Here is a 24,753-nt window from a genome sequence, read left to right on the forward strand (position 1 = left end):
CTGGGGGATCGCCGCTTCTATAGCCATTTCGGCATTGACCTTACCGCGATCGCGCTCTCATTGCATGCCGGCCCGGGCACAAGGCGTGCGCTCGTCCATTACCCAGCAGGTTGCGAAGATTCTATTCCCCTCAGATGAACGCAATTTGGAGGTCAGGATTCAGGAGGCGCTTGTCGCAATTTGGCTCGAATGGCGGCTCAGGAAGGGATGAAATCCTGAAGGTCTACCTAAACCCTGTGCAGATCGGACGCGGCATCTTCGGCGTCAGTGAAGCTGCGCAGAGTTATTTCCACAAGCAGGTTCAGGATATCGAACTTGGCGCATCAGCCCTGCTTGCCGGCCTGATATACGCGCCACTAGATCTACCTTCGCATGTTGCTCTTCCGAATGCGCGTGACGACCCCATTCCCGCAACAATGCAGTGTCGCCAAACAGGGGTGGCTCGATCGTAAGCACATAGAAACGGGCCATGTTCCGGGCCAGATCGCAAGGTTCAAGCACGAGGTATTGCACCGTGAGTTCGGACATGTGCCAGAATCGCATGCTACCGAAACGGCCGTCCAAATAAACTACTGAATCGATCAGGACGAACGATTCAAAAATTTCATGCCAGCGAGCAAACGAATGCGGCGCGTTCACCGAATTTCAGGACATTTCTGGGCTATTTTCCAGCCGCTCAAAGAGAGAGAGGATTGGCGTCGCCCCTGTGGGACTCAGCTTACGGCTGCGCTGAAGCCCCGCAAGCGGGCTTCCCCTTACCGGGCTGCCATCTCCGGATTGAGTCGTCGCACCCATTGTGGCTCGGATTCTGCTCATGGAGCGGCGGACCGCTTCAAGGGAGGCCGCGCTCGCGTTTTAGCGCCGCGCAAAGCACTATGCATTAAGACGATCCTTCGTTCCCTCTAAGGAGCCCGCGGCCAGTAGTGTCCGTCTTTCGTCGGTCGCGGCCCAAAAATGGCCTGGCCAACTCTAATGACGTCAGCCCCCTCTTCGATTGCCATCTCGAAGTCGCTTGTCATACCCATAGAGAGCAGGTCAAGTCGCGGCGATATCCTGTCGCGTAGCGCGTCTCGCAACTGCCGCAGCAACTTGAAACACCCGCGAACCTTGTCGGCGTCACGACTGAAGATTGCGAGAGTCATAAAGCCGCGAGGAATCAGGGCCGGATAGTCGGGAAGCCGACGCACAAAGTCGCCCACTTCGTTTGGCGAGAGACCGTATTTGCTCACCTCGCCAGAGGTGTTGACCTGGACGAATACGTCGAGACGTCTACCTTCGGCACCGAGCCGGGCCTGGAGCGCATCGGCCAATCGTATGCTGTCCAGCGCGTGAAACTCGCTCGCGAATTTGATCATCGAATTCACTTTGTTTGTCTGGAGGTGGCCGATGATACTCCAGTTCAGCGACAGATCGGCGAGATCTCGAGCCTTGCCCTCGGCTTCCTGAACCTTGTTTTCCCCGAAGTTAGAGAGGCCGAGTTCGGACGCGATACGGATGACGGCGGTTGGCACCGTCTTGCTAACGGGCAACAGACGAACTTCCGAGCGGCGACGGCCTGCCCGCACGCAAGCCGTCTTTATCCGTTGTTCAAGTTCATCGAGATTGGAGCGAAAAAGCGAGCGCGGATCATTCGTGAACCTCTCGTTCTCTGTTTCTGACATCGTCCGCCCCTGGTCCCTCACTCGACCCTTCAGTGAGCGAGAGATCACGACATACTGAATTTCGATCGTTCCGTCCAGATATTGGGCCGTCTTCGCCGCGGTCACATGACGCGCTATCGGCATCTGGGTCAAAGTGCTCTCGCGCCAATCGATTGCATACACTGTATGATGCCGATCATTGCGGCTCTCGTGACGAACTTTTTGCGTGGGCGGCGTCAACGCTAGCGCGCTCACCGCGATCGAGCTTGGATGCCACAGCAGAGAACAACAGCCGCGCGGCGTGAAGATCCGTCGCGACGTCCGCCAGCAGCCATTGCAGCCCTGAGAATCGACGGTTTTCGAACCAAAGGTGGTGACCATGTCGTCGGTCGTTCGTGGCCGCCAGCGCGCGATCGAGCAAGGCCTCCATCATTCCACAGGGCTGCGACGAGCGTTCGGGCGACGTCGACACCGGCCATCGCACGTTTGAAGCCGTCGCTCGGAGGAAAGAGCACTGCGGCCTCGTCTACGGGGCAATCCGACAATTCGATCCCAGCGAGCCCCATGGCGTGACACCCGACTAGATCGTACGGCGGCGTCACCGACAAGCCCGCAGATCGTCGCTCCGCCAGAAAGCCAGCCGAACGCGCACGCATGGCCAGTATCCGCCCAGGGTGGGCGAGGCTACCCTGCACCGTGCGTTTTCTGGCGTGCCGGTTCTGCGCCATCTTGCGGGTGGCGCGTTCGTCGAAATACTTCTTGGCTTGGAGCTCTTGTTGCCTGGACCGTCTCTCGTCTTTACTGGGCCCGAAGCGACCGGCCCTTGAACGACTAAAAGCTCACTCCGCGGGTCGGGCGGTCGCGACTCCGTTCCCCTCCGCGACGTCGAGCGCCGCAAGGCGCCTTCGGCGTGCGCAAGCGCACGTAGACCTGTGCCGCCAAAAGCGTCAAGCAAAGGAACAGAAAGAACGCGCTGATCGGCCGCTCGACGAAAATCATGGCGTCACCACGCTCTAGACCAGCAGCGAACGGCGGAAGTTCTCTTCGAGGCGTGGCCCCAGGACGAAGCCGAGCAGGATGGAGGCCCGGTGGAAATCGAGCAACAGCAGCAGATAGCCGGTCAACCGACGACGACGGTCTCGCCGACGTGGAACATGTCGTTGTTGGTCGAGTAAACGACGATCGCGACGAAGAACACCGCACTTGGGTAGAGATATTTGTAGGCAATCATCAGGAGCTTCACCCAGAGCCCGATCAGCGGGACATTGAGCAGGACCAGCATGATGTTGCCGACCCAGAAGCTCGCGATCAGGCCCCAGAAGATGTGGGGTGCTCTTTGATCAGTTGGGGACCGGGCACGATGCCCTGGATCATCAGCGCACCCAGAATCAGAGCCATGACAGCGTCCCGGGACTCGAGGCTCATAGTCGGGATGAAGTCACCCTGCACGGACGAATGCGTTCGATGCCTCCGGACAGGCGACGCCTTCAATCATGCCGGTGCCGAACTTCTCTGGCGTTTTCGAAACCTTTTTCTCAGCCGAGTAGGAGATAAAGGAAGCGATCGTTGGTCCCGTTCCGGGAATGAGCGAGCAAAGGCTCCCGATGATGGTGCCGCGCAACATCGCGGGGATCGAGCGGCGGAGCTCATCGCGCGATGGGCGCAGATCGCGCAGGCCGACGTTCGAATATCGCGTGTTCACCTCGGAGCATTGGTTCACGCTCTTCATGAACTCAGCGATACCAAATAGACCGAGAGCGAGTCCGACGAGTTCGATGCCGTCAAGGAGATTCGGGATGCCGAACGTGAAGCGCTCCGAGCCGGTCTCGACATCCGTTCCCACGATTCCTAGAACAGGCCCAGCAGCACCATGAGCAGCCCGGCGTAGAAGTCCTTCTTTTGCAGTATGATCGGCATCTCGGCACCTCTATGCGGTTTTGGTCGCTATCACGACGAGCGCCGACGCCGGTTCGGAAGACACCTGCGTCAGCTTGTGCGGAATCGTGGAGTCGAACTGGATGCAATCGCCCGGATTCAATGTCTCCTTGCGCTTTCCGATGACGAGCTCGATCCGGCCGGTAAGGATGAACAGGATTTCCTCACCTTCGTGGTGACTCATGATGCGACCGCGTTTCGCCGTCTTGGTCGGCCGCACGATAAAGGCGCGCATCGTGCGTTCGGGAGCCAGTCCGGCGACTAGCGACAGGTGCGTGTCCACGTCGCCCGCCTTCCCGTTCTTCGCGCGGACAATCGTGATCGGGTCGTGGTCGTCCGGCTGGCCGTAGAAGCGGTCTAAGGTCGTTCCGAGAGCCTCGGCGATCTTGAGCGCGGAGCCTATCGACGGAGAGGAGAGCCCGCGTTCCAGCTTGGAAAGATAGCTACGGGTCAGACCGGAATCGGCGGCAAGCTGCTCCAGCGTCATGCCGCTCTGCACGCGGAGGAATTTGAGGTTGAGTGTCATTGCGCTCGGCTCTCTTTCGAAGTTATTGCCTGCATCGATCACGCTCCAAACCATCGACAATTCAAACCGTGGAACGGGACCCCCGTCCGATCACAGGTCCAGCACCAGTCTTTGTCCGGCGCAATCGCCCACACAGACGATGAGCTCATTCTGCCGCTCAGCAGGCGAAAGCACGCGATCGCGATGGATGGGCGGCCCCTCGGTCCAGCGCGTGCGGCAGGCACCACAGATGCCGCCGCCGCAGGACACAGGTACGTCGACGCCGAGCGCGTCCAGAGTTCCGAGAAGGCCAACATCTGGCTTGACAGTCGCCAGCTTGTTGCTCGCCGACAGATAGAGTTCGTAGGGAGGCACGTCGCTTCGGGCAATGACCTTCGGCGGGGTGAACATCTCAATGTGTTTGCGCTCGTCCGGCCAGGCCGAAACGGCATCTCCGAAGGTCTTCAACATCGCTGCGGGTCCGCAGCAGGCCGCCAGACCAGATCCGGCGAATTCCTCGAAAATCGCGACGATGACGGGCTTGGCCTGCGCGTTCGTGTCGTACAGGCGGACACGGCCTGCTTCGATGGCCGGCGCGATCATGTCAGTCAGGACCGGTCGTCCGCGGCTGGTCCAGTGCAGCACGTAGTTTGAGCGCCCTCGGCGCTCGAGATGCCGAATTGCGGAGATGAACGGGGTTACGCCGATGCCTCCTGCAAGGAATATGTTCGTTCCCTCCTGATCCAGTGCGATCCCGCCGCGCGGCAGCGAGACGGAAATCGGCTGTCCCACCTCCACCCGGTCGTGGAGGAAGTTCGAGCCGCCGCGGCCTTCGCGTTCGCGCTTCACTGCGATCACGTAGCGCCGATCGTCGTCCGGCTCATTGCAGAGCGAATAGGTCCGGACGAGACCCTGCCCCAGGTGAACGTCGATGTGCGCCCCGGGCCTAAACGGTGGCAGCTCCCAATCGTCCTGGTCGACCAGCGTGAAGCGCTTGGTGTCGTTGCCGAGATCCTCGACCTTCGAGACAACGGTGGAGACCGTCTTTACCGCTTTCGCCATCTAGATCGGCCTCACGGCGTCGCCGACGCGCAGCGTGCCCCCCGCGATGATCTTGCACTTCAGCCCCGACCGGTTGATCAACGGATCGAAGACGGACTTGCCGAGTATCTCCTCGATGTGGCGGCACGGCGTTGAAAGGCGGGTCGCCTCGACAATCGCTTCTCCAAGCCGGAAGCGACGGCCGACGAGATGATTCAGCGGGACGCCTTCGACGGTCACGTTCCGGCGATGTTCCTCGGGCAGCAACTCGATCTTGTGGTCGCGTTGCAGGGCCTCGAACGTCTCCATCTCGAACAGGGTGACCTGCCGTCCCTCCTCCGGCTTGTGGGAGTAGAAGCCTGCTTCGTGGCCGACGAAATATCGATCGCCCTCGATACCGCGTCCAGCGACGAGCTCGAGCGAGGGAAACGAGCGCATCGGCAAAAAGGCGCGCGGGGTCTTGTGCAAGAAGCGAACGACGCCCTGCCAAGACATCGTGACCTCGGGCTGATCGATTGCGATCGCGTCCATCGTGTTTTCTCCCTGGGTCTTAATCCGAATTGGCTTCATCTTGAAGCGGCGAGCGATTTATCGAGCGTCTGGCGCACGTCCGAGCGTACCTGGAGACGACCGGCCCCTTGGTCGTCATCGCCTCCGCGACCGTCGATGGGGCACGTTCCGCGTCCTCAATGACGAAGCCCGTCGCGCCGAAGGCGGGCGCCAAAGCGGCAAAGTCGGGATTCGAAAGATCCGTGCCGTACGGACGATCGGGAAAGGCCCGCTCCTGGTGAGACCGGTTGGTCCCGTAGGACCAGTTATTGGATACGACGATCTTGAGGTTCGCGCCTCGGGCGACAGTCCTCGCAAGCTCATTGCCCGTCATCAGGAAGCCGCCGTCTCCGCAGAAGGCGACCACACCTGCCGCCCCGGAAAACGAAGGCTTGCGGCGAGCCCGGACGGGTCTCCGCTGCCCATCGCTCCGCAAGCCGAGCCGAGCAGCCGCGCGGTCGGCTCGAGGCTGAAGATGCGATGGACCCATCCGGCGAAATTGCCGGAGTCGGTCGTGACGATGCCATCGGGCCTGAAGTGCGCAGCGATGGCCGTCACCGCGTGATCGAAGACGTCCGCCGGTGGTACGCCGAACCGAGGCCAACCATGCGTGGCCATCCGCGCCGCGGCAGCCGCGTGAAGCCACTCGGCGCGGTCCCGCGCCGTCACGGGAGCAGCGAGCATGGCCGACACGAACGCGTGCGATCCGGATACCACCGGGACGTCGGTCGGAACGCGCTTTCCGATCGCATCGGGATCCGGATAGACGTGGACCAACGGCTGGCGCGGTTTGGCCTGTCTGGGAAATGCGAAGCCAAGCGAGGATAGATCGCCCAGACGCGTTCCGACGGCAACGACGAGGTCGGCGCGTTCGAGCAGTTTCACATCAGGCTGAGACGTAAAGAACCCGAACTGACCGGCCCACAGCGGGAGAGAGTTCGGGAATTGGTCCTGCATCTTGTTCATAGTGACGACCGGCACGTTCCATTTCTCGGAAAACGCGACCAGATCTTCGCGGAACGATGCCGTCCGACATTCGCCGACGACCAGCAGGATCGGTCGCTCCGCGGCCATCAACGCCGTCCTCGCCTGTTCCATGGCCGCAGCGCCCGGCTCCGGACGGACAGCTCCGTTGGCTGTGGCCGCAAATCTCTCGGCCGGGTCCTCAAGGAGATCTTCCGGCAGTTCGATGGCGACGGGACCGGGCGTTCCCGCATGGGCCACAGCGAGCGCGCGGGCCATCATCTCTGGAACGAGATCCGCCGAGTTCAGACGCACCGACCACTTCAGCACGCCATCGAAAGATCGGCCACAGTCGATCTCCTGCACCGCGTCGCTTGCGAGGTTCGGACGATCGACCTGACCGACCAGCATTACCAGCGGAATCGCCTCCTGCGCGGCCACGTGCAGTCCGAGCGCTGCGTTGAAGGCGCCCGGACCACGGCTCGTCATCACGACGGCTGCGCACCCTGTGAGTTTGGCGTCCGCGACCGCCGCGAGGCTCGCGCTTCCTTCGTGCCGGCAGGTCACCAGATCGAAATCGTTGCGGTCGCGCAGCGCGGCCAGCAGCGCCAGAAAGCTTTCTCCCGGTACGCCGAAGGCCCCGTCCACGCCGTGCGCGACGAGACAGTCCGCGACGAGTTCCGCGACGCGATAGATCATGCGACGCTCCCGTCCTGCGTGATGGTCAGGGAGTCGCCCATGACGCGCAGTGACGCCTCCGTCCGATCTCGCAGCGCCTCGATCGCGAGGCCGTCGAGTAGCGCCCGAACGGCCAGGCCATCCTCGGTTACGTCGATGATGCAGAGGTTGGTGAAGATGCGGGTCACCACTCCGCGCGCCGTGAGCGGATATCCACATCGCTCCACGATGCGGGAGCGGCCATCCTTAGTGGTGTGATCCATCATTACCCAGATCGACTTGGCGCCGACCGCCAGATCGATGGCTCCGCCGATGCCGGGCGGAGACCCGTTGTCACCGGTCGTCCAGTTGGCGAGATCGCCGGCCTTGGACACCTGAAAGGCTCCAAGCACGGCGACGTCGAGATGACCGCCTCGCATCATCGCGAATGAGAGGCTGGAGTCGAAGTAGGAACCGCCGGTCCGGAGCGAGATGGGCATCTTCCCTGCATTGATGAGATCCCAGTCCTCTTCGCCCGCCGCCGGCTTCGGACCCACGTTAAGCACGCCGTTCTCGCTGTGAAGGATCACGCCAGACCCTTCCGGTAGGTAGTCAGCGACGTGAGTCGGGGCGCCGATACCGAGATTGACGAATCCTTCCTGCGGCAAATGAAGTGCGACCATGCGCGCCAGCGCATCGCGTGAAAGCGGTATCATCGGGAGCTCCTTGCGAAAACGCGATCGACGAAGATGCATGGAGTGACTATGGCTTCCGGATCCAAATCGCCGACGTTGACCACGCGGTCGACTTCCACGGCGACCGTCCGGCCGGCGGTCGCCATGACCGCGCAGTGGTTGCGCGCCGTCTTGTTGTAGGTGACGTTGCCGAGCGTGTCGGCGAGATGACCTTTGACGAAAGCGAAATCTGCATGAAGCGGTAGCTCAAGAATGAATTCGCGTCCGTCGACGACGATCTTCTCCTTGCCGTCAGCGAATACCGTTCCGACGCCGACGGGAGAAAGGAAGCCGCCGAGACCGGCGCCGTCCGCCCGGATACGCTCCACCAACGTGCCCTGCGGAACGAGTTCGAGCTCGACCGTGCCGGCACGATATTGTTCGGCGAACTGCTTAGCGCTGCGCGGATAGGAGCAGACGATCTTGCGAACGATCTTGGCTTCGAACCACAGCGACAGATCGTCCTCCGTGGAGCCGGCGTTGTTCGATATCAGCGTTAGGTCGCGGACGCCCCGGTCGAGCACCGCCTTGACCACTCCGAGCGGAAGACCCGCTCCGCCGAACCCGCCCATCATGATGGTGTCGCCGTCCTTGATGCCCTCCACGGCCGCCGCCGCGTCTTCAACCACTACGTTGCGCATCGTTTCGTCCGCCGTGTTTGCTACGGGATTGATTTGGGGTACGTCGCGGACAGGCCGCAGCCGACCCGGTCGAGCAGCATCTCGTTGGTGCCGTCGGCGTAGGCCGCCATCCGGACCTCGGCGAAATGCATGTTCAGGCGGTGGGCCGCGCCGGCGCCCGTCGCGCCCACGATTCGGACGCACTGATCGATGCCCCAAAGCGCAGTGTCGACAGCGAACTTCTTCGCTTGCGCAGCCAGCGCGACCGGATGTCTCCCGATCTGGATCTGCTCGGCCGCGCGGAAGACGAGCGCGTTGGCGGCCTCGAGCCGGACCGACACCTCCGCCAGCTCCCAGCGCAGGCCCTGATGTCCAGTCAGCGGCTTTCCAAAGGCCTGCCGGCCTTCGCAGTAGTCCACCGCCTCGCACAGTGCCGCATATAGCGTCGCGACGCACATGGCGGCCACGTGCACGCGAGCCGCGTTGACGGAAGTCATCGATGCCTTGAGTGCGGAGCCTGGCGCCGCGATCAGGCACCACTCGGGAATGAGGTGGGCATCGAAGGCAATCTCGGCCAGGCGGAAGGAACGCGCTCCAGGAACGACGATCTCGCTGCGCCTCACCGTCCCGGCATCGCCGAATGGCACATAGAAGCTGGCGATGTCCGCTGCGCCTGCAGCGTCGCCGACGCGGGCGAGGACAATCAATCCACCGACCAACAAGCCATTCGTCATCCACGCCTTGGTGCCGGTCAGAGTCCAGCCGCCGTCAACGGGAACAGCCGTGGTGGCAAGGGCCGAGACATCGCTTCCGCCCGCCGGCTCAGTCATAGCCGTCGTCAAGAGCAGCTCGCCGCGCAACGCGGGCTGCAGGAGACGCTCGATCCGGACCGGCGTACCGGTCTGGGAAAGACGCGTCGCTCCGCCTTGGTGATGGTTCAGGCAGAACGCCGCTGCGAAGCCGTGACGCGCCATCTCCTGCGCTACGCGGATCTTGCACAGGTACGACGCTTCCAAGCCGCCGTGAGCGCGCTTCGCCTGAAGTCCCAACATGCCGAGTGCCGCCCATTCGGCGATCCATTTTTCGGGAAACGCCTCGCCCGCGATGTGCGCTGCGAAGACACTCTCCGAAAAGGGGCCGGCGCAGAATGCCCGCGCCTTCGCGACATGCTCGCGCTCTTCCGCAGAAAGTTGAGCGTCGTACTGGTGATAGAAGTCCATAGAAGATCCTTCGGCGAGCTACTTCTGAAGCGGCGCTCCGATGTCCTTGGCCCACTGATTCCAGTAAGCTTCTTCCTTTCCGACGTCGGTCGTGAAGGTCTCCACCGTCGAACCAGCGATCGGAGTTGCGCCGATCGTCTCCAACTGCTTCAGGAACTCCGGATCACTCGAAGCCTTGTCGAGGGCGGCGCCAATCTTGGCGACGACTTCGGCCGGAAGGCCCGACGGACCCGCGACCCCGAACCACGGCGAGATATCAAGACGCTTGCCGCCCGCCTGCTCGATCGTCGGCAGATCCGGGAAGGCCGGCGACCGGTCGGCCGACGTCACCGCGAGCGCCTTGAGGGTGCCGGCCTTGACCTGCTGTCCGATCGTGGCTTCGGTAAAGAAGCCCACCTGCAAGATTCCCGACATGCAATCGACGATCGGTTGATTGCCGCCCGAGTAGTTGATGAACGACATTTTCGTGTCGTAGGCCATATCGAACAGCGTGCCACCGATGTGAGATGTCGCCCCGAACGTACCGCCGAAGTTCACCTCTCCCGGGTGCGCCTTCAGATAGGCGACAAGTTCCGGAACGCTGGCCACGGGAAATTTCGGGCTCACGACCAGCAGATTCCGCTGCTTCGCGACCTTCCGAATGTAGGTGAAGCCATTCTGCTGATCGTAGCGCACGGACGCATAGAGTGCCTTGGCGCGAGTATTCGAGGACTCCACCGCGACGAGAAGCGTGTACCCGTCGGGCTTCGCGCGGGAGACGTTTGACGCGGCGATCATTCCGCCGGCACCACCGTTGTTCTCGACGATGACGGTCTGGTTCAACTCCTTCGAGAGCAGACGGCCGATGACGCGGCCAATGATGTCAGTCGGGCCTCCAGCCGGGAATCCGACGACCAGCTTGATCGTGGTCGAGGGATAGGCATCGGCCGCATCGGCCGGCTCAGCAAGAAAGCCGAGACAAAGAATGACGGCGCCGGTGGCAATCGACGTAGCTTTTCGGAAGGATCGAAACATGGCACCTACCTCGAAGGACGATCCACCTTCGAGCCAATGACACTTTGTGTCAAGTAAGAAACTAACGTGACCAGACCCGAGGCGCACAATGACTCGGCAAAAGCTGCCGAATAAGCATACATTGTGCGAAAGCTAGCAAGAATTGGGCCGATTTTGCCGCCCGCTAGCCGAGTTACATGCTTGCCAGGCCCAATGATTGTGTTCTAGACGATCGGTCTAGTGAGGACGCAATGGTTAAATCTGCAGATAATTACCGCCAGCTGAACGTGTCGAGCCGAAACGAAGTCGGCTATGCGCCGACCCGTGACGTTCTGATCCGTTGCGGAATGGAGGTGATGACCCAGCAAGGTTTCGCAGCTACGGGTCTGGACGCGCTGCTGCGCCGTGCCACGGTGCCAAAGGGTTCATTCTACCACTACTTCGAAAGCAAGGCCGACTACGGCCGCGAAATCATGAAGGCCTACGACTCCTTCTTCCGACACAAGCTGGACCGCGCCCTGAACGACCAAAGGCTTGCGCCGTTGGCGCGCATGCGAGCTTTCGTCGAAGACGCCAAAGCGAGCATGGCGAAATACAGTTATACGCGCGGCTGCCTCGTCGGAAACCTCAGCCAAGAGGTCGAAGCGCTGCCCGAGGACTACAGGTCCGCGTTGGACGAGATCGTCAAGGGATGGCAGCGGAAGGTGGCGCATTGCCTGGAACGCGCATACGAGGCCGGCGAGATCGGGAGCGCGGACTGCGATGCCTTGGCTGAGTTCTTCTGGATCGGCTGGGAGGGAGCGGTGATGCGGGCGCGCCTCGTCAAGAATGGCCTCCCGCTCGATACCTTCATCGCCGGCTTCGTCGCCGGCCTGCCGCGTCCGGACGAGCCGAAGGCCAGGCCCAGAAGAAAATCGTGAAGAGGAGTTCGAGTTGTTCAAAGCCGTGTTGATCGAGAAGGACGAGCGGGGATATCGCGCCGACGTCGCCGAATTGCCGGACAGCCGCCTGCCCGACGGTGAGGTGACCGTCGAGGTCGAGTTCAGCACGCTGAACTACAAGGACGGCCTCGCGATTACCGGCAAGGGCCCGATCGTGAGATCCTTCCCGCTGGTGCCCGGGATCGACTTCGCTGGCGTGGTCTCGTCCAGCTCCGACCCGACCTTCGTGCCGGGGGACCGGGTAGTTCTCAACGGCTGGGGTGTCGGCGAACAACATTGGGGCGGCCTGGCGCAGCGAGCAAAGGTCAAGGCCGACTGGTTGATCAAGCTGCCGCCCTCGATGCCTTCCCGCCGCGCGATGATCATTGGTACCGCGGGCTATACCGCGATGCTGTCGGTCGTCGCCCTCGAGAAGTATGGCATCCGTCCCGGCGCGGGCGACGTGCTGGTGACCGGCGCCGGCGGAGGCGTCGGCAGCATCGCGATCATGCTTCTCCACAAGCTCGGTTTCCGCGTCGTGGCTTCGACCGGCCGACCGGACGAGGAGCCCTATCTTAAGAGCCTGGGTGCTGCCGAGATCATCGACCGGTCACAATTGTCGCAGCCCGGCAAGCCGCTGCAGAAGGAACGGTGGATCGCCGCGATCGACTCGGTAGGCAGCCATACACTCGCCAATGTGTGCGCCGGAATCAAAGCGGACGGAGCGGTTGCTGCGTGCGGCATGGCGCAGGGATTGGATTTTCCCGCAAGCGTCGCCCCCTTCATCCTGCGAGGAGTGGCGCTGTTCGGCATCAACAGCGTGACCCGCCCGAAGGCAGAACGTGTCGAAGCCTGGGATCGTCTCGCTTCCTTGCTTACCGAAGCCGATCTGGAGAAGACGGCGGTCGAGATCAGTCTGAACGACGTCGTCGCCGCGGCTGGCGGCCTGATGAGTGGCCAAGTGCGCGGGCGCACGGTCGTCAACGTCAATAGATGACATCGACCGAAAAGTAGCGCGATGCGACCATGGTGGTCGCGCCTCGAAGCAAACCTGAAGGCAATGACCGCTCGCGCAAAGATGGGAGATCCCCAATATGGCTGCTTCGGAATTAATTGCAAGGGATGGACCTGGGCTCGGGTTCTCGACGCGAGCGATCCACCATGGGTATGACCCTGCCCATCACTCTCGCGCGGTATCTCATCCCATTCATATGACGTCGACCTTCGCCTTCGACAGCGTCGCCGAATTGGACGCGGTGGCCGCATTGGGGGGCAAACTGTATGGGCGGGAGTTCAATCCGACGACCGCATTGCTGGAATCCCGCTTGGCAAACTTGGAGGGTGCCGAAGACGCCGTCGTACTGGCCACGGGAATGGCCGCGTTCGGTGCCTTGGTTCTTTCGCTTCTATCCCAAGATGACGAACTCATCGTCCATCGGACCTTGTATTCGAATACGACGACCATGACGGAACAGGGCTTGCCACGCTTCGGCATAAAGACCATCCCTGTCGATCTCAGTGACCCCGCCAATCTGGATACTGTTCTCACATCTCGCAGTAGAGTCGTCTACTTTGAGACGCCGGTCAATCCCACAGGGGACGTCCTCGACATCGAAGCCATTGCGAAACGTGCGCGGCGGGCCGGCCTCCTGGTGATCGTCGACGGTACATTTGCATCTCCCGCGCTGCAGAGGCCTCTCCAATGGGCGGACATCGTGCTCCACTCCCTTACCAAATATATCAGCGGGCATGGAGACGTTCTCGGAGGGGCTCTCCTGGGACGGACCGAGCTGATCGAAAAAATACGTGATCGCGGCTTGCGCTACATCACCGGTGCCGTCATGTCGCCGATAGTTTCTTCTCTGATTTTGCGCGGGATCAAGACACTTCCTCTCCGGATGGACCGCCACGGGTCCAACGCACTTGCGATTGCGCGCATGCTCGACGCCCACTCGGCAGTAGAGTGGGTGAATTATCCCTTTCTGCCGTCCCATCCGCGGCATGCTCTCGCAAAGAGACAAATGTCAGCGGGATCCGGAATGCTGTCCTTTGGTCTTCGTGGTGGTTTTGATGCTGCCCCCTGTTTTCTCGACTACCTCAAGCTCATTACGCTTGCCGTCAGTCTCGGAGACGCTGAAACGCTCATCATGCATCCCGCGAGCCTGGTTCATGCCCGGCGCGCCGTTCGTCCCGAAGCGCGCCTTCAAAGGGGCGTCGGAGATGACCTGATTCGCCTGTCGGTTGGTCTGGAAGACGAGGCAGATTTGCTCGGCGACCTCGAGCAGTCCCTAAACCGTCTTTAGCTCGCCCGCAACGCGCGTTCGTCAAGGAGAGGCCAAACATGATTTCCCCGCCGCCAGGACTCGAGCCCGCCATGGACTTTGCTCGGATTACTCTAAGCCCGCAGAAAGAGGTCGTCCGCAAGTTCTACAAGGACATGTGGGACAATGCGGACGTTGCTCTAATCCCCGAAATATTTCAGCCCGGATTCACCTTCCGGGGCTCCCTCGGTCCTGTCCTCGTCGGCTTCGATCAGTTCGCGGACTACGTCAGATGGGTGACAGACTCTCTGGAGAACTACACGTCTGATATCCTCGATCTGCTCGAGGAGGGCAACGCGGTCTCGGGAAAGCTGCGCTTCCACGGCATCCATCGGAAGCCGATGTTTGGCCATGCACCCACCGGACGCCACGTGTGGTGGTACGGTGCGCCGATCTTCACGTTTCGAGGCGACAAGGTGAGCGATCTGTGGGTCTTGGGCGACATCCACGGACTGATCGGTCATCTCGCCCCGCCGGATGCGACGAGCAAGCCGGAATTCACAACGGACAAGTAGCCCTGCTCCATGAGCGCTCGCGCCGAGCGGACCACCTTTGACCCATTAACGGAGACAAGCCATGTATACGCCTCCCGCATTCAAGGACGAAGACGTCGAGAGTATCCGCGCGACCATCCGCGACGCCCGCCTGGCCAATCTGGTGACGGCGACTGCCGAGGGCCCGCTTGCGACGCCGCTTCCATTGTTTCTCGACGAAAGCGAGGGCGAGCGCGGCGTGATCTACGGGCATCTGGCGAAGGCCAATCCGCAGTGGCAGGTTCCTCCGATCGGAAACGCGGTCACGATCTTCATGGGTCCAGAGGCCTATGTAACGCCTTCCTGGTACGCGACCAAGCAGGAGACCGGCAAGGTCGTGCCGACCTGGAACTACGTCGCCGTGCACGCGTACGGGCCCGTCGAGTTCTTCCAGGATCCAGAGCGTCTGCTCGACGTTGTGACTCGCCTGACGCGGAAGCACGAAGCAGCGCGTGCGAAGCCATGGGCCGTCTCGGACGCTCCCGCGGATTTCATTGCCGGCCAGTTGCGCGGCATCGTCGGGATCCGCATCCCCGTGGTGCGCTTCGAAGGCAAGCGCAAGATGAGCCAGAACCGTCCAGAGGCCGATCGCGTCGGCGTCGCGGCGGGCTTGGCGGCCAGCGAGAATCCTGCGGATCGGGCCGCGGCCTCTCTAATTCCCGTGCGTGTCTAGCTTTCGGAGGTACGATGTACGAGCTTCAGACGTTCGCGCTGTTCTTGGCCGCCGCTACGGTCGTGGCGGTCACGCCGGGGCCGGGCATCTTCTACATCGTCGCCCGCACGCTGGCTGGCGGCCGGACCGAGGGATTAGCATCCAGCGTCGGCTTGGGCCTCGGTGGTTTCGTACACGTGCTCGCCGGCGCGATCGGCATCTCGGCCCTGGTGATGGCGAGCGCGGAAGCGTTCACTGCGCTGAAGATCGCCGGCGCCTTCTATCTCATCTGGCTCGGCATCAAGACGTGGAGGGAAGCGCGAGTCCTCGCGCCGACCAAAGTCCAGACGACCGGCGCTGGCCGTGCGCTGCGCGAAGGCATCGTCGTCGAGGCGCTGAATCCAAAGACGGCCGCGTTCTTCCTGGCCTTTATTCCGCAGTTCGTCGACACGAGCGTGAACGTGGCGCTGCAGTTCGTTGTGCTCGGCACGATTTCCGTCGCCTTGAACACTGGCGTAGACCTGATCGTGACCCGTTGGGCGGCCAAAGCGAGGGATCGACTCGCCGGGCGACCGACGGGCCTCTACATCGGGATAAGCGATCCCGTAATGGGTGAGCAACGTTGCACAGAACAAGGAAGGGTAGCTCGAATTTCCTCACGGCATACATACAAGGGGGCATACGTGATGGCGAAACGCTGCGTCCGTGTGCCGACTCGTTCGCACGGAGGCTCGGCACAAATTTCGGGCTGTTGAAGATAAATGGCTTCGACGAACTATTTGCCGAGCCTCGGAAGAACTGGTAGGGCACGACGGCTGCACAGCCGATTAAGCGATGCGTCTGCGCAAGCTTCGCGGGTGCAGGCGTTTGATGAACGCGTGGTCCTTAAATTGGCTGCGAGTCAATCGGAGCTTCCTGTTAAGCAAGGTTGCACGCCCCTCGGATGTCAGCACACTCATCATGAGGACGGATGGAAAGGGCATACGGTCGCAGCGTGCGCAGATGAAGTTGGCGCCCTCGAAATCTGGTGGCAGGGCAACGGCTCGATCGATACCGAAAAGAGCGAACCATTCATCTTCGTTCTTGCGTTCAAGCACGAGCTCTCCACTGACGGGGGTCAGCCCTCAGACGAAACACGTCCTGATGTGTGCGTGGGCCACCTTCCGGAGCCCCCATGCGCCCCCTGCAAAGAATGGCCCAGACCGTGAAATCGAGTGCTTCGAGCGCCAAGCCAAACAACTTGTTCAATTCGAAGCAATAGCCGCCTCACCAGGCATTGATCAGTTTGGTCCAGATCGACTTTCAGTCAGATCGGCGATATCGCCTAGCAGAACATCAAAGTTCTCGTAGGGGATCGCACGCATTTGAGCCTGCTGTAGCGCAAGAAGGCCATCAAGCGTTGTCGGGACTTGAGCAAGGCCGATCCGATCGGGATAGGTCGCAATTTCAAATGCCATGGCACGTCCTTGATATCTGGATTCGTTTGATTAAGGGGCCGGACGCGCGATGACTTCGCAGGGCAACGTGTAGAAGGTGACCATCTCTCCCATAGAAATGAAACAGCCTGAGCACTCCGACGACAGCTTCAGTGCCGGTATCCAGCCAACGGGCAATTTGTGCACGGCCGGAACAGCCCGTAGGACTTCCGATCCGCGGCGGTTTGCAACGGCGATCTTCCAGCCTTGCGAATCATGTCGTCTCGCCTCGCCGCGAACGCTCCGCGTTTCCAGATCCACAGGGCGCCTGGTTGCCAGATACAGGCGTAGCGTTTACGAATCGCCTGCGTTGAGCTCATCAAATATCCTAGCCGGGCGCTTTGCTTCGCTCTTGCGCGAACAAGTTGATCTGCGGGCGCTTCTGCATTTCGGCAATCCACATGATGCCCCTGGCCGTCGGAACGGCCGCTTGTCGCCACCTGATCTGCGATTACCTGCCGCGCTGGGCTGAGATCCTGGATGATTTCGAGATTTCCACCGTGTCGGCAATATGGCCGGTCGCGCGATGCCATCCATTGTGCTGCGTAGCGCCGCCAAGGTTCGAAGAATGACGGAGTTGCTCGATAGAATAGATAGCTTTCATCTGAACTCTTGAGTCGTGACGGCGAGAGACCGCTGTTCTTGAAATGCGTCCTTCACTGTCGCTTCAATCAACATGCCGAGAACCGTTATGCTAGTCTTGCTGCAAGACAACAACACCATGTGCTTTGCGAGCGCGGAAACATTTTAGCCTGATGTCAGCGGCCGGACATGAACGTCTTCAAGACGACACGGCTGAAAACAAACATAGGGGAGTCAAAACATGATACGCTCCCCTTGCCGACCTCGCTCGCGTCTGCGCCATGTGCCTGAAACTACATTGTGTGAAGTCTAACCCAATCGTGCGAGCTTCGTTCACAAACGCCTCCTCATTTATGTGACGCTTCAATAGCCTTCACTTTGCGCATAGATGCCGTCACGGAGCGTCTACGCCTTCAAAGCGGCAACAACGGCGGACAGCGCTGTTCGCTCCGTGACATCAAGGAGATCGGAGCGCGCACGAATTCAAACAGCAAACAGGGCCGGATGGTCCCTCGGTGGGGCGTCCAGTTCGCTGAACGTCTTCGTTCTTCAGCGTACGGTTGGGACTGGCCGCTTGAGGATTGGACAAAGACATTCCCGCCGCGTCAACAGTCGCGTAACCCTCTTTGCTGCGGCTTCTAGGCGGAGCATCGCGGGATAGCCCCCATCAGGCACCGTGCCCACCAAAGCTGACTTTTGGTGGCCGCCATCTCGGAAGTCCCGCAGCCGGATCAGGGCGGCTTTTTCGAATCACACACTTCGTTTGCCAATTTCGGCGAAGCCTCATGCGCGCGAAAGAGGGCTTGGTATGAGCCTTGCTTGCTGAGGCGCGAAACCATGTGCTTCGCGCGAGCCGACGGATTACCTCCGCTCGGTGTCGGTTTCAGACATTGGATGTCTGCAACCGGACAGGGTGAAAAACAACAACGCGCAACGGGCGATAGCCATAATCGTCGATCAAGGAGACATAGCATGTCCGGTGTTGCAGGCGCATTTCTGCTGCCTTCAAGCCGCTCACAAAGGACGGTTTACGATCAGCTCAAGCACATGGTGCCGAGGCTTGAAAACCGTGGACAGGAGGGGTTCGGCGTTGCCGCGTTTATGCATGAAGAACGGTTTCAACATACAAAGTCATGCCGGCCAGCAGGCACACTAGCAGGTGTTGATTTCACTGAGCAGGACGCCCATTTCAGACCGCATGTAGCTATAGCACACGTTCGCACTCCCTCTCACAGAGAGAAGAGTGACGCCGACTTCCAGCCCTTTGACAATCATAAAACCTCCTGCCGCCGTTTGACGGTTTGTTTGAACGGGGCTCTGGTCAACGCTGATGAACTTAGGAAAGAACTGCACGCCGAAGGTCATTCCATCAGCGGCAACACCGATGCGGAGCTCTTGCTCAAGCTTATCGAGAACATTTGTCAAAGAGATTATTGGCAACACGGTCTGCCGGTTAACTACGAGAAGGTCTTCCAAGACATTGACAAGGGTGTTGACGGAGCCGTCAGTGCACTCTTGTTGGATGGCCTAGGAAATCTGACCGCCTTCCGCAATCGCAGGGGTTTGCGGCCTTTGGAATTCATGCAAACCGAAGATGGTTTTCTACTTTTTGCCTCAGAAAACAGTGCTTTCTCTGGTCTACAAGGCCGAGTCGACGAAATTCGGCCAAGTCACATCAAGCATGTGAACGGCAGAACGGGAGACTGCCTTGATCACTTTGTGGGCCAGGCTCGGCACAGTCCCAAGCTTTGCGCCTACGAAACGCTTTATCTGGGAAATGCAAGAACGTTGGTGCAAGGGCAATCTCATCTAGCAACTCGTCATGATATAGGCATGACCTTGGGCCGAATTGTCTGGCCGCGATTAGCGGTCGAAACAAGCTCCGCTCCCATAATCGTTTCTTCCATGCCGCGCACCGGGACACCGTATGCCGACGGTCTATTTGCATCGCTGGCCAAGCAGCAAAGTGCGCTCGTCCAACGGCACGAGGTGATCGCAGTAAACCGCTCTCAGCGCACACTTATCGGGTCTCTTGGCGAGCGCAACTCGCTCATCTGGCAAAAGTACCGCGTCGCAACGAACGACGTTACGGATAGAATCATCGTCGTAGCCGATGAAGCTCTTATTCGTGGCGATACAAGCCGCGCAGTGACGGAGATGCTCCTTGCCGCTGGGGCAAAGGCTGTGCATTGGGCAATCGGTTCGCCGCCTATCGTTGCACCAAATTACTACGGCATGGGTATCGAGACCATAGATGAGCTAGCGTTCTGGAAAATATGGAAAAGCCTGGCACCCGAAACGCGGCAGGATAGCCTGCGCTTTCATAGGATCGCGCCGCAAACGCTTCGGGTGATCGAACGCAAAATTGCTCTATCGATCAACGCTGCTACCATTACGTATTTGCCCTTTGAAGATCTGCTTTCCTTGCTGCCGCGGGGACATGAGGGAATCGATCTTTCTGCGTTTACGTTCGAGATGCCGACCCTTGGCGGGCAAAAACGCGCAGACGACAATTTGAATAGATTGATCGCCGAGCTCACCTCAACGAAAACGTCTGCAGCATGAGGTTATGATGAAACCTGCTCTTGTATTCGACTGGAACGGCACTCTCCTTGACGACGCCGGCGCCTTGCTACAAACGACGAACACCATTTTGGGTCGCTTAGGCCGGGCTGCCATTGATATGCAAACCTTTCGGGATCATTTCGATGTTCCACTTTCGGTTTTTTTCCGCAAACTAGGAATGTCGCAGAGTGAAATAGAAACGGTGGATAGCCATGACAGTGCTATTTTTCACGACACCTACGAACCACTGGCGAGCAAAGCCGATCTGCGCGACGGCGCGCGTTGCATTTTGGAAACGGCACGTCAACAACACGTTTCCAGCATTATTGTCAGTAACCATATAGTCGACCCCCTTATTACCCAATTGCGAAGGCATGGAATCGAAGATTGTGTCGCGGAGGTTCTGGCGTTTGAAAGCCGCGCTACTCAATATAAAGGCATAAGCAAAGGAGAGCGGCTTCGTCTGTATATGCGAGCATACAATCTGGACCCCAGCTCAACTTTCATCGTCGGGGACATGCCGGTTGAAACGGATATTGCACGCGAACTTGGCTTGATCAGCGTAGCCATTACGGGCGGATTTGTTTCCGAGACGCGTCTGCGAGCGGCGCAGCCGGATTATCTCATCGAGGACCATCATAAGCTGCTGCCCATTCTGCAGGAGCGTGGCCTTTTTCAGAACTCATAACGACGCAGAGCATGATTGAAACTCCGTCAACTGAAACGCCTGGGAAAGTCGGACAACGAATCGGCCTAATCGGCGCAGGGCGTATGGGAACAGGCATAGGACTCAGTCTTTTGCGTCATGGCGCTGAACTGCATATCAAAGTCAACAGAACCCGTGTTGGCGCGGAACGCTTGACCGGCATGGGTGCTCATGAGCACACCGCAATTTCCGAATTGGCCCGGCATGTAAGTGCCGTCGTTTTATCCCTGCCCTCAAGTTGCGAGGTCGAGGAAGTCTGCCTTGGGCAACATGGGCTATTTGCACATTTGCCCCGACAGAGTTTGATACTTGACTGCACCACGTCCTATCCTGCTTCAACCCTCACTCTAGCCGAACAGGCCAAAAAGCATGCATTGCACTTCATAGATGCCCCCGTAACACGAAGCCCTGAACAAGCAGAGCAAGGGCGTCTCAACGCCATCGTTGGATCTGATCAGAACACGTTTCCTATGGCGGCTCGTGTTCTTACCGCATTTTGCGAGAACATCGTCCATGTGGGTGATATTGGACAGGGCCATAAGCTCAAACTTGTCTATAATAGCATGACGATGGGCATGGCGGCGGTGGTAGCGGAAGCTTGCCAGCTTGCCGATGCCATTGACGTCGACCTTGCAATCTTACGCTCCTTGGTCAGTCGCGGCGCGACCAACAGCGGGATATTCCAAAACTTTGCAGCCTTTTTGTTGGACGAAAAGCCGGATGCTTTGGCAATATCGATCAGAAACGCCAAAAAGGATATTGACTGCAGCGTGCGATTAGCGAACGAAACCGCGTTGAAGGTGCCAGTTCTGACTGCCGCCGCGCAAAAGTTCCAAACCTGTCTCGCCGAAGGCAAAGGTGAATTGACCTTGCCTCATCTTGCGCTTTCGTCAAGGGATGACGAATCACGGCAGAATTAGCAGCGACGCACCCAAAACAAATCTCTACAATCCATGTCTTCCTGTTCTCCAGCGTCGCCTTCACACGGATGGCGAAAGCATCGGCTAGGTGCTTTTTGTACTTCAAAGCGATGCTCGATCTCGGGCTGCTGTTTTGAGCACGCAGGGCCGGCCATCGTTCCCGCTTTCTCCAAGCTCTTTGAAGAATACCAGGCGATCACGAGAGACCGCGATTTGGCGCAACAGCCACATACGGAAGTGAAAGTGCTCGAGGACGTCACCGGCCACAAAGCGGTTGCATAACTTTCTGACGACGCCGGAGCGGATGGCACTGCGAACGTGTCCTGGCTGATCAGGTTGTTGAGCGGGCGTTTGGAATATGTCGATGGACATGTTTAGCCGAATGCTCAAGGAGCTGAGCATCAGACATCTCCTCAACATACCGCAAAGCTTTAAGGAGTTGAGGGTTGTTTGACGTCAGACATTGTGCGCGGCAGCATTCGATGATCACTGATGGCCCATCATCGATGCGTCAAGACCATGATTGCGCAGCTCGGTGGTCGTTCCGAGAGGCAACCTTCGGAAGGGTCGATGCCTTCAACGCTTTCCGAAGTTAGTCGACGATGCCCAAGATCGGAACCCGCTGCTCACGGACCGTGGACGCGCATTTCGGTCTCGGGCGCTTTGCCGAGATCTGCACTAACTGCGCTCTTTGATGCGAGCCGCCTTCCCAAGTTGGGCAGCTAACTCCCACGTGCCTGAACAAATACGCGCATCACGCGGGATTCTAGCTCCAGCACCTAACCCAACGTGAGATTAGGGCGATTTCGTTTCTGAGGAATGTTGTGCTGAAGTTACAGCAATTCACGATGATGTTGCCAAGACGCGCAGAGCCGGGCTCAAGTGTGGAATAGCACTCCAATGAAGAATTTTCTGCTTCTGCAAGCATCGTCGCAATCAACGCGGCGGTCCCGCACTTGGCGCGGATCTCGCTCCATGGCCTGTCCAAACCAACGCGCCGCAGCTGTCGGTCGCTCCCGCGATCTGTGACTGGACCGGTTACTATATATGGGCATAACGGCAGCTGGGGTCGAGCCATAACTGCTAGGATTTCGCAGGCGTTACTCCCGAAGGCTGCCATGGTACGACGGCCGGCACTATCGGTGGCCAGTTTGGCTATCGCTGGCAGATCTTCAATGTGGTCTACGGCGTTGAAGGCCAGGGCAACTGGGCAAACTTCAGCGGCTCCAAATATCAGCACCGCTTTCCCGTCGAACATCAATCGAACCAAGACGGATGCGTTCGGCTTGCTCACCGGCTAGCTCGGCTACGCATTCAAAACCGTGCTGCTTTAGGCCAGGCGGTCCTGTGATGACCAGCAAAACAGACCAGATCAACTCCGACGGTCACTGGGGCGGAGCTTGCTAAAAGCGATAATGTCCGTTGGGGGCGCGCCGTAGGGGCTGGCCTGGAAAGTTAACTTCGCGCCCAGTTGGTCAGTTGGCGTCGAGTATGACCACCTGTTCATGCCGGAGAGCAACGTGACCTTCCCCGCTGTCGGGACGGATCGCATTCACCAGGATGTCGATATGATGACCCTTCGGCTTTACTACAAGCTGTTTCCGGGTTGGAAAATGGCGATCTCAACACGTTTGCGGCGGATCGAGGAGCCCCGACCTTCGGTCGGGGCTTTTTCTTCGGAGTGCTCTTTCGCGCAGCGCTAACTGGCCGCTTTTGCCGAAGCGCCGCCTTTCCAAGTTACGCAAGGGACATGATCTTCTGCACTGGCGCCGGCGACATACGCTCCGTCGGCAGCGGCACACTGGGTGTACGCGCCAGATCCCAGCCTTCGACCTTTGACGGCGTGGTGTGTACGGTCAAGGCTAATGACGCGATTGTCAGGTTCGAGATATCGATGTTTCCAATCTGACGCGCCTGCGCAACATGAGGCGACTAGAGAACCTTCAGTTTTCAAACGGCACGCTGCTTGCTTCATTTCGTACCGCCGTCACCGACGCCGGGCGCCCGGCGCTTGGCTAAAAACCGGATGCGCGCAATGCCCTCCAGAAGGAGCTTGTCGACTAGGTCTAGAAGCTGGTCTTTTGATCGATTCATCCTTGTAAGATAGTCAAGGAAGTAGCAGTTTTAAACTCATGACAAAAATCAACTGAAGCAAACCGTCAGCTCGAATCAAACTACCGATCTTCATTGGCGCCTAGCTACGATCGACTGAAACCCTCACGTCCTACGAGCACCTGCAAATGCTGGACTCCCTAGCCAGACCCATTCTAACTTGCCGCTCCAAAGAATGCTCGAGACTAAGCTCGTAGTTGCCGTATACAACGTGCGCGCTAGCAGCAAGTGGCTTCCTCACATGGCAGGTCGAGCTTGCTCAATGCCTTGGCGAACGATTGCCCATAGGATCGCTTTTTGTCTTCACAGCAGTTTTCATCCGCAAACTGGCTTCGATACAATCATCGTCCCATCAAGATGCTCACGCAACATGGACGTCAAAGATAAGGTTGAGGCGGATCGCCACAATGGCGGCTTGGATCCGGCTGGTCGCGCCCAGCTTTCTCATCGCGTTCTTAAGATGAAAGTTCACCGTATTCTCGCTGATTTGTAATATCCTCCCGATTTCCCATGACGTTTTGCCCTCTGCCACCCACCGTAGGCAATCTAGCTCCCGCTGCGATAGCGCAACTCTCATATTGCAGTTATCTTCGGCCGGACGTGTGATCTCCACACAAGCGGTGTGAAAGTGCCAGGCTAGTGCGTTGAGATGGCCTTTGGAATGTTGAGGATCGGCATCGTCGAACCGAGATGCAAACGATACGACGGATAACCGACCCAATGGCCCAAACAACGGTACACTAATGCCGTGCTTGAGACCAGCCTCTCTGGCCTCATCAAGTACGCGCCTTTCGTCAGGCTGTAGTTGATATTGCTCGGCGAGTTGATCCCACAGAAAGGGCCGCGAAAGCGTCGGTGTCCGCCGGACTACTGGATCGATTTTGTGGTACTTTCGCTTAAAATATCGTTCACACCATTCGGGCGGCCACTTTACGGCCACCGCCGGTGGCGGATACTCCGGTAGACGAAGTGGCTCCGCGAAATTGAGCGCTCCGTAAGAGACTTCGCTGAAGCCTTCGTCGCTCGCACAGCTAACGAGAAGCTCGAAAAGCGGTCTGAGGCATTGTGTTCGCGTCGCGCATTCGGTGAAGCTGAAAAGATCCATTTTGT

Annotated in this window: 27 protein-coding genes and 2 pseudogenes; 10 read left to right on the forward strand and 19 right to left on the reverse strand. The window is 59.2% G+C overall.

Annotated elements, in window-relative coordinates; translation table 11 throughout:
- Positions 1-134: 134 nt before the first annotated feature.
- Positions 135-452 carry a transglycosylase domain-containing protein gene (locus IVA98_RS12690; protein WP_253075101.1) on the forward strand — a complete coding sequence of 106 codons (318 nt, stop codon included), beginning with the start codon at positions 135-137 and terminating at the stop codon, positions 450-452.
- Here IVA98_RS12690 and IVA98_RS37580 read toward each other — a convergent pair.
- From IVA98_RS37580 to IVA98_RS12765, 14 genes and pseudogenes are all read right to left on the reverse strand, one after another.
- Positions 445-543, reverse strand: a pseudogene (locus IVA98_RS37580) (hypothetical protein); the annotation flags it as partial. The gene IVA98_RS12690 and the pseudogene IVA98_RS37580 overlap by 8 nt on opposite strands.
- 359 nt (positions 544-902) lie before the next feature.
- Positions 903-1,661, reverse strand: coding sequence for a YggS family pyridoxal phosphate-dependent enzyme (locus IVA98_RS12700; RefSeq protein ID WP_247355033.1), 759 nt, complete (start codon positions 1,659-1,661; stop codon positions 903-905).
- 175 nt (positions 1,662-1,836) lie between these two features.
- Entirely contained in the window at positions 1,837-2,073 is a 237-nt protein-coding gene (locus IVA98_RS12705; protein WP_346657706.1) for an acyl-CoA dehydrogenase family protein, read from the reverse strand.
- A gap of 687 nt (positions 2,074-2,760) precedes the next feature.
- Positions 2,761-3,065 (reverse strand): annotated as a pseudogene (locus IVA98_RS37585) (tripartite tricarboxylate transporter permease).
- 13 nt (positions 3,066-3,078) lie between these two features.
- On the reverse strand, positions 3,079-3,483 hold the full coding sequence (locus IVA98_RS12720) for a tripartite tricarboxylate transporter permease (protein ID WP_247354946.1): 405 nt from the start codon (positions 3,481-3,483) through the stop codon (positions 3,079-3,081).
- Positions 3,484-3,567: 84 nt separating this feature from the next.
- Complete coding sequence (locus IVA98_RS12725; protein ID WP_247354948.1) at positions 3,568-4,101, reverse strand: helix-turn-helix domain-containing protein; 534 nt, start codon at positions 4,099-4,101, stop codon at positions 3,568-3,570.
- A 90-nt stretch (positions 4,102-4,191) separates the two neighbouring features.
- Positions 4,192-5,142 (reverse strand): PDR/VanB family oxidoreductase, encoded by a 951-nt coding sequence (locus IVA98_RS12730; RefSeq protein ID WP_247354950.1) that lies wholly within the window; start codon positions 5,140-5,142, stop codon positions 4,192-4,194.
- Complete coding sequence (locus IVA98_RS12735; RefSeq protein ID WP_247354952.1) at positions 5,143-5,652, reverse strand: MOSC domain-containing protein; 510 nt, start codon at positions 5,650-5,652, stop codon at positions 5,143-5,145. It lies immediately after the preceding gene.
- 19 nt (positions 5,653-5,671) lie between these two features.
- A complete protein-coding gene (locus IVA98_RS12740; protein WP_247354953.1) occupies positions 5,672-6,004 on the reverse strand; it encodes a thiamine pyrophosphate-dependent enzyme in 333 nt (110 codons plus the stop codon).
- Positions 6,004-7,332 (reverse strand): thiamine pyrophosphate-binding protein, encoded by a 1,329-nt coding sequence (locus tag IVA98_RS12745; protein ID WP_247354955.1) that lies wholly within the window; start codon positions 7,330-7,332, stop codon positions 6,004-6,006. Before IVA98_RS12745 ends, IVA98_RS12740 begins: the two co-directional genes overlap by 1 nt.
- A complete protein-coding gene (locus tag IVA98_RS12750) occupies positions 7,329-8,006 on the reverse strand; it encodes a 3-oxoacid CoA-transferase subunit B (protein WP_247354957.1) in 678 nt (225 codons plus the stop codon). The genes IVA98_RS12745 and IVA98_RS12750 overlap by 4 nt, the downstream gene beginning before the upstream one ends.
- Positions 8,003-8,665 (reverse strand): CoA transferase subunit A, encoded by a 663-nt coding sequence (locus IVA98_RS12755; RefSeq protein ID WP_247354959.1) that lies wholly within the window; start codon positions 8,663-8,665, stop codon positions 8,003-8,005. The genes IVA98_RS12750 and IVA98_RS12755 overlap by 4 nt, the downstream gene beginning before the upstream one ends.
- Before the next feature lie 20 nt (positions 8,666-8,685).
- Positions 8,686-9,864, reverse strand: coding sequence for an acyl-CoA dehydrogenase family protein (locus IVA98_RS12760; RefSeq protein ID WP_247354960.1), 1,179 nt, complete (start codon positions 9,862-9,864; stop codon positions 8,686-8,688).
- 18 nt (positions 9,865-9,882) lie between these two features.
- Positions 9,883-10,965: a Bug family tripartite tricarboxylate transporter substrate binding protein gene (locus IVA98_RS12765; protein ID WP_247354961.1), complete on the reverse strand. Its 1,083-nt coding sequence runs from the start codon at positions 10,963-10,965 to the stop codon at positions 9,883-9,885.
- A 143-nt stretch (positions 10,966-11,108) separates the two neighbouring features.
- Here IVA98_RS12765 and acuR point away from each other — a divergent pair, with 143 nt between their 5' ends.
- The 6 genes from acuR to IVA98_RS12795 all read left to right on the forward strand — a co-directional run bounded on the left by acuR (position 11,109) and on the right by IVA98_RS12795 (position 16,038).
- Positions 11,109-11,777 carry an acrylate utilization transcriptional regulator AcuR gene (gene acuR, locus IVA98_RS12770; protein ID WP_524536371.1) on the forward strand — a complete coding sequence of 223 codons (669 nt, stop codon included), beginning with the start codon at positions 11,109-11,111 and terminating at the stop codon, positions 11,775-11,777.
- A 13-nt stretch (positions 11,778-11,790) separates the two neighbouring features.
- Positions 11,791-12,774, forward strand: a complete 984-nt coding sequence (gene acuI, locus IVA98_RS12775) for an acrylyl-CoA reductase (NADPH) (RefSeq protein WP_247354964.1) — start codon at positions 11,791-11,793, stop codon at positions 12,772-12,774.
- A 97-nt stretch (positions 12,775-12,871) separates the two neighbouring features.
- Positions 12,872-14,080 carry a trans-sulfuration enzyme family protein gene (locus tag IVA98_RS12780; RefSeq protein WP_247354966.1) on the forward strand — a complete coding sequence of 403 codons (1,209 nt, stop codon included), beginning with the start codon at positions 12,872-12,874 and terminating at the stop codon, positions 14,078-14,080.
- 38 nt (positions 14,081-14,118) lie between these two features.
- Positions 14,119-14,613, forward strand: coding sequence for an ester cyclase (locus IVA98_RS12785; RefSeq protein WP_247354968.1), 495 nt, complete (start codon positions 14,119-14,121; stop codon positions 14,611-14,613).
- 61 nt (positions 14,614-14,674) lie between these two features.
- Entirely contained in the window at positions 14,675-15,304 is a 630-nt protein-coding gene (locus IVA98_RS12790; protein WP_247354970.1) for an FMN-binding negative transcriptional regulator, read from the forward strand.
- Between the two features lie 14 nt (positions 15,305-15,318).
- Positions 15,319-16,038 (forward strand): LysE family translocator, encoded by a 720-nt coding sequence (locus tag IVA98_RS12795; RefSeq protein ID WP_247354971.1) that lies wholly within the window; start codon positions 15,319-15,321, stop codon positions 16,036-16,038.
- A gap of 72 nt (positions 16,039-16,110) precedes the next feature.
- Here IVA98_RS12795 and IVA98_RS12800 read toward each other — a convergent pair whose 3' ends face one another.
- Genes IVA98_RS12800 through IVA98_RS12810 form a run of 3 tightly spaced genes read right to left on the reverse strand, consistent with a single transcriptional unit; the run spans position 16,111 to position 16,740 of the window.
- Positions 16,111-16,380, reverse strand: coding sequence for an arylamine N-acetyltransferase family protein (locus IVA98_RS12800; RefSeq protein WP_247354972.1), 270 nt, complete (start codon positions 16,378-16,380; stop codon positions 16,111-16,113).
- Positions 16,373-16,531 carry a hypothetical protein gene (locus tag IVA98_RS12805; protein WP_346657707.1) on the reverse strand — a complete coding sequence of 53 codons (159 nt, stop codon included), beginning with the start codon at positions 16,529-16,531 and terminating at the stop codon, positions 16,373-16,375. Before IVA98_RS12805 ends, IVA98_RS12800 begins: the two co-directional genes overlap by 8 nt.
- A gap of 32 nt (positions 16,532-16,563) precedes the next feature.
- The gene (locus IVA98_RS12810) at positions 16,564-16,740 is read right to left on the reverse strand and encodes an arylamine N-acetyltransferase (RefSeq protein ID WP_247354973.1); all 177 of its coding nucleotides are present in this window, start codon (positions 16,738-16,740) and stop codon (positions 16,564-16,566) included.
- 1,572 nt (positions 16,741-18,312) lie between these two features.
- Here IVA98_RS12810 and IVA98_RS12815 point away from each other — a divergent pair.
- The 3 genes from IVA98_RS12815 to IVA98_RS12825 are packed head-to-tail and all read left to right on the forward strand — an operon-like array spanning position 18,313 to position 21,531.
- The gene (locus IVA98_RS12815) at positions 18,313-19,905 is read left to right on the forward strand and encodes an amidophosphoribosyltransferase (protein ID WP_247354974.1); all 1,593 of its coding nucleotides are present in this window, start codon (positions 18,313-18,315) and stop codon (positions 19,903-19,905) included.
- 7 nt (positions 19,906-19,912) lie between these two features.
- Positions 19,913-20,593: an HAD family hydrolase gene (locus tag IVA98_RS12820; RefSeq protein WP_247354975.1), complete on the forward strand. Its 681-nt coding sequence runs from the start codon at positions 19,913-19,915 to the stop codon at positions 20,591-20,593.
- Between the two features lie 11 nt (positions 20,594-20,604).
- The gene (locus IVA98_RS12825; RefSeq protein ID WP_247354976.1) at positions 20,605-21,531 is read left to right on the forward strand and encodes an NAD(P)-dependent oxidoreductase; all 927 of its coding nucleotides are present in this window, start codon (positions 20,605-20,607) and stop codon (positions 21,529-21,531) included.
- A gap of 102 nt (positions 21,532-21,633) precedes the next feature.
- On the opposite strand, the gene IVA98_RS12830 is transcribed toward IVA98_RS12825, so the two are convergent.
- Positions 21,634-21,933: a hypothetical protein gene (locus IVA98_RS12830; RefSeq protein WP_247354977.1), complete on the reverse strand. Its 300-nt coding sequence runs from the start codon at positions 21,931-21,933 to the stop codon at positions 21,634-21,636.
- A gap of 2,071 nt (positions 21,934-24,004) precedes the next feature.
- Entirely contained in the window at positions 24,005-24,748 is a 744-nt protein-coding gene (locus IVA98_RS12835; protein WP_247354978.1) for a LuxR family transcriptional regulator, read from the reverse strand.
- Between the last annotated feature and the right edge of the window lie 5 nt (positions 24,749-24,753).

Origin of the sequence: Bradyrhizobium sp. 160, from assembly GCF_023073735.1 — a bacterium.
In the GTDB taxonomy this organism is placed as follows: Bacteria; Pseudomonadota; Alphaproteobacteria; order Rhizobiales; family Xanthobacteraceae; genus Bradyrhizobium.

Coding starts and splice junctions, on each gene's coding strand:
- IVA98_RS12690 (WP_253075101.1), top strand. CDS start 135: ATGAACGCAATTTGGAGGTCAGGATTCAGGAGGCGCTTGTCGCAATTT.
- IVA98_RS12700 (WP_247355033.1), bottom strand. CDS start 1,661: ATGTCAGAAACAGAGAACGAGAGGTTCACGAATGATCCGCGCTCGCTT.
- IVA98_RS12705 (WP_346657706.1), bottom strand. CDS start 2,073: ATGATGGAGGCCTTGCTCGATCGCGCGCTGGCGGCCACGAACGACCGA.
- IVA98_RS12725 (WP_247354948.1), bottom strand. CDS start 4,101: ATGACACTCAACCTCAAATTCCTCCGCGTGCAGAGCGGCATGACGCTG.
- IVA98_RS12730 (WP_247354950.1), bottom strand. CDS start 5,142: ATGGCGAAAGCGGTAAAGACGGTCTCCACCGTTGTCTCGAAGGTCGAG.
- IVA98_RS12735 (WP_247354952.1), bottom strand. CDS start 5,652: ATGGACGCGATCGCAATCGATCAGCCCGAGGTCACGATGTCTTGGCAG.
- IVA98_RS12740 (WP_247354953.1), bottom strand. CDS start 6,004: ATGACGGGCAATGAGCTTGCGAGGACTGTCGCCCGAGGCGCGAACCTC.
- IVA98_RS12745 (WP_247354955.1), bottom strand. CDS start 7,332: ATGATCTATCGCGTCGCGGAACTCGTCGCGGACTGTCTCGTCGCGCAC.
- IVA98_RS12750 (WP_247354957.1), bottom strand. CDS start 8,006: ATGATACCGCTTTCACGCGATGCGCTGGCGCGCATGGTCGCACTTCAT.
- IVA98_RS12755 (WP_247354959.1), bottom strand. CDS start 8,665: ATGCGCAACGTAGTGGTTGAAGACGCGGCGGCGGCCGTGGAGGGCATC.
- IVA98_RS12760 (WP_247354960.1), bottom strand. CDS start 9,864: ATGGACTTCTATCACCAGTACGACGCTCAACTTTCTGCGGAAGAGCGC.
- acuR (WP_524536371.1), top strand. CDS start 11,109: ATGGTTAAATCTGCAGATAATTACCGCCAGCTGAACGTGTCGAGCCGA.
- IVA98_RS12780 (WP_247354966.1), top strand. CDS start 12,872: ATGGCTGCTTCGGAATTAATTGCAAGGGATGGACCTGGGCTCGGGTTC.
- IVA98_RS12785 (WP_247354968.1), top strand. CDS start 14,119: ATGATTTCCCCGCCGCCAGGACTCGAGCCCGCCATGGACTTTGCTCGG.
- IVA98_RS12790 (WP_247354970.1), top strand. CDS start 14,675: ATGTATACGCCTCCCGCATTCAAGGACGAAGACGTCGAGAGTATCCGC.
- IVA98_RS12795 (WP_247354971.1), top strand. CDS start 15,319: ATGTACGAGCTTCAGACGTTCGCGCTGTTCTTGGCCGCCGCTACGGTC.
- IVA98_RS12810 (WP_247354973.1), bottom strand. CDS start 16,740: ATGGCATTTGAAATTGCGACCTATCCCGATCGGATCGGCCTTGCTCAA.
- IVA98_RS12815 (WP_247354974.1), top strand. CDS start 18,313: ATGTCCGGTGTTGCAGGCGCATTTCTGCTGCCTTCAAGCCGCTCACAA.
- IVA98_RS12820 (WP_247354975.1), top strand. CDS start 19,913: ATGAAACCTGCTCTTGTATTCGACTGGAACGGCACTCTCCTTGACGAC.
- IVA98_RS12825 (WP_247354976.1), top strand. CDS start 20,605: ATGATTGAAACTCCGTCAACTGAAACGCCTGGGAAAGTCGGACAACGA.
- IVA98_RS12830 (WP_247354977.1), bottom strand. CDS start 21,933: ATGCTCAGCTCCTTGAGCATTCGGCTAAACATGTCCATCGACATATTC.
- IVA98_RS12835 (WP_247354978.1), bottom strand. CDS start 24,748: ATGGATCTTTTCAGCTTCACCGAATGCGCGACGCGAACACAATGCCTC.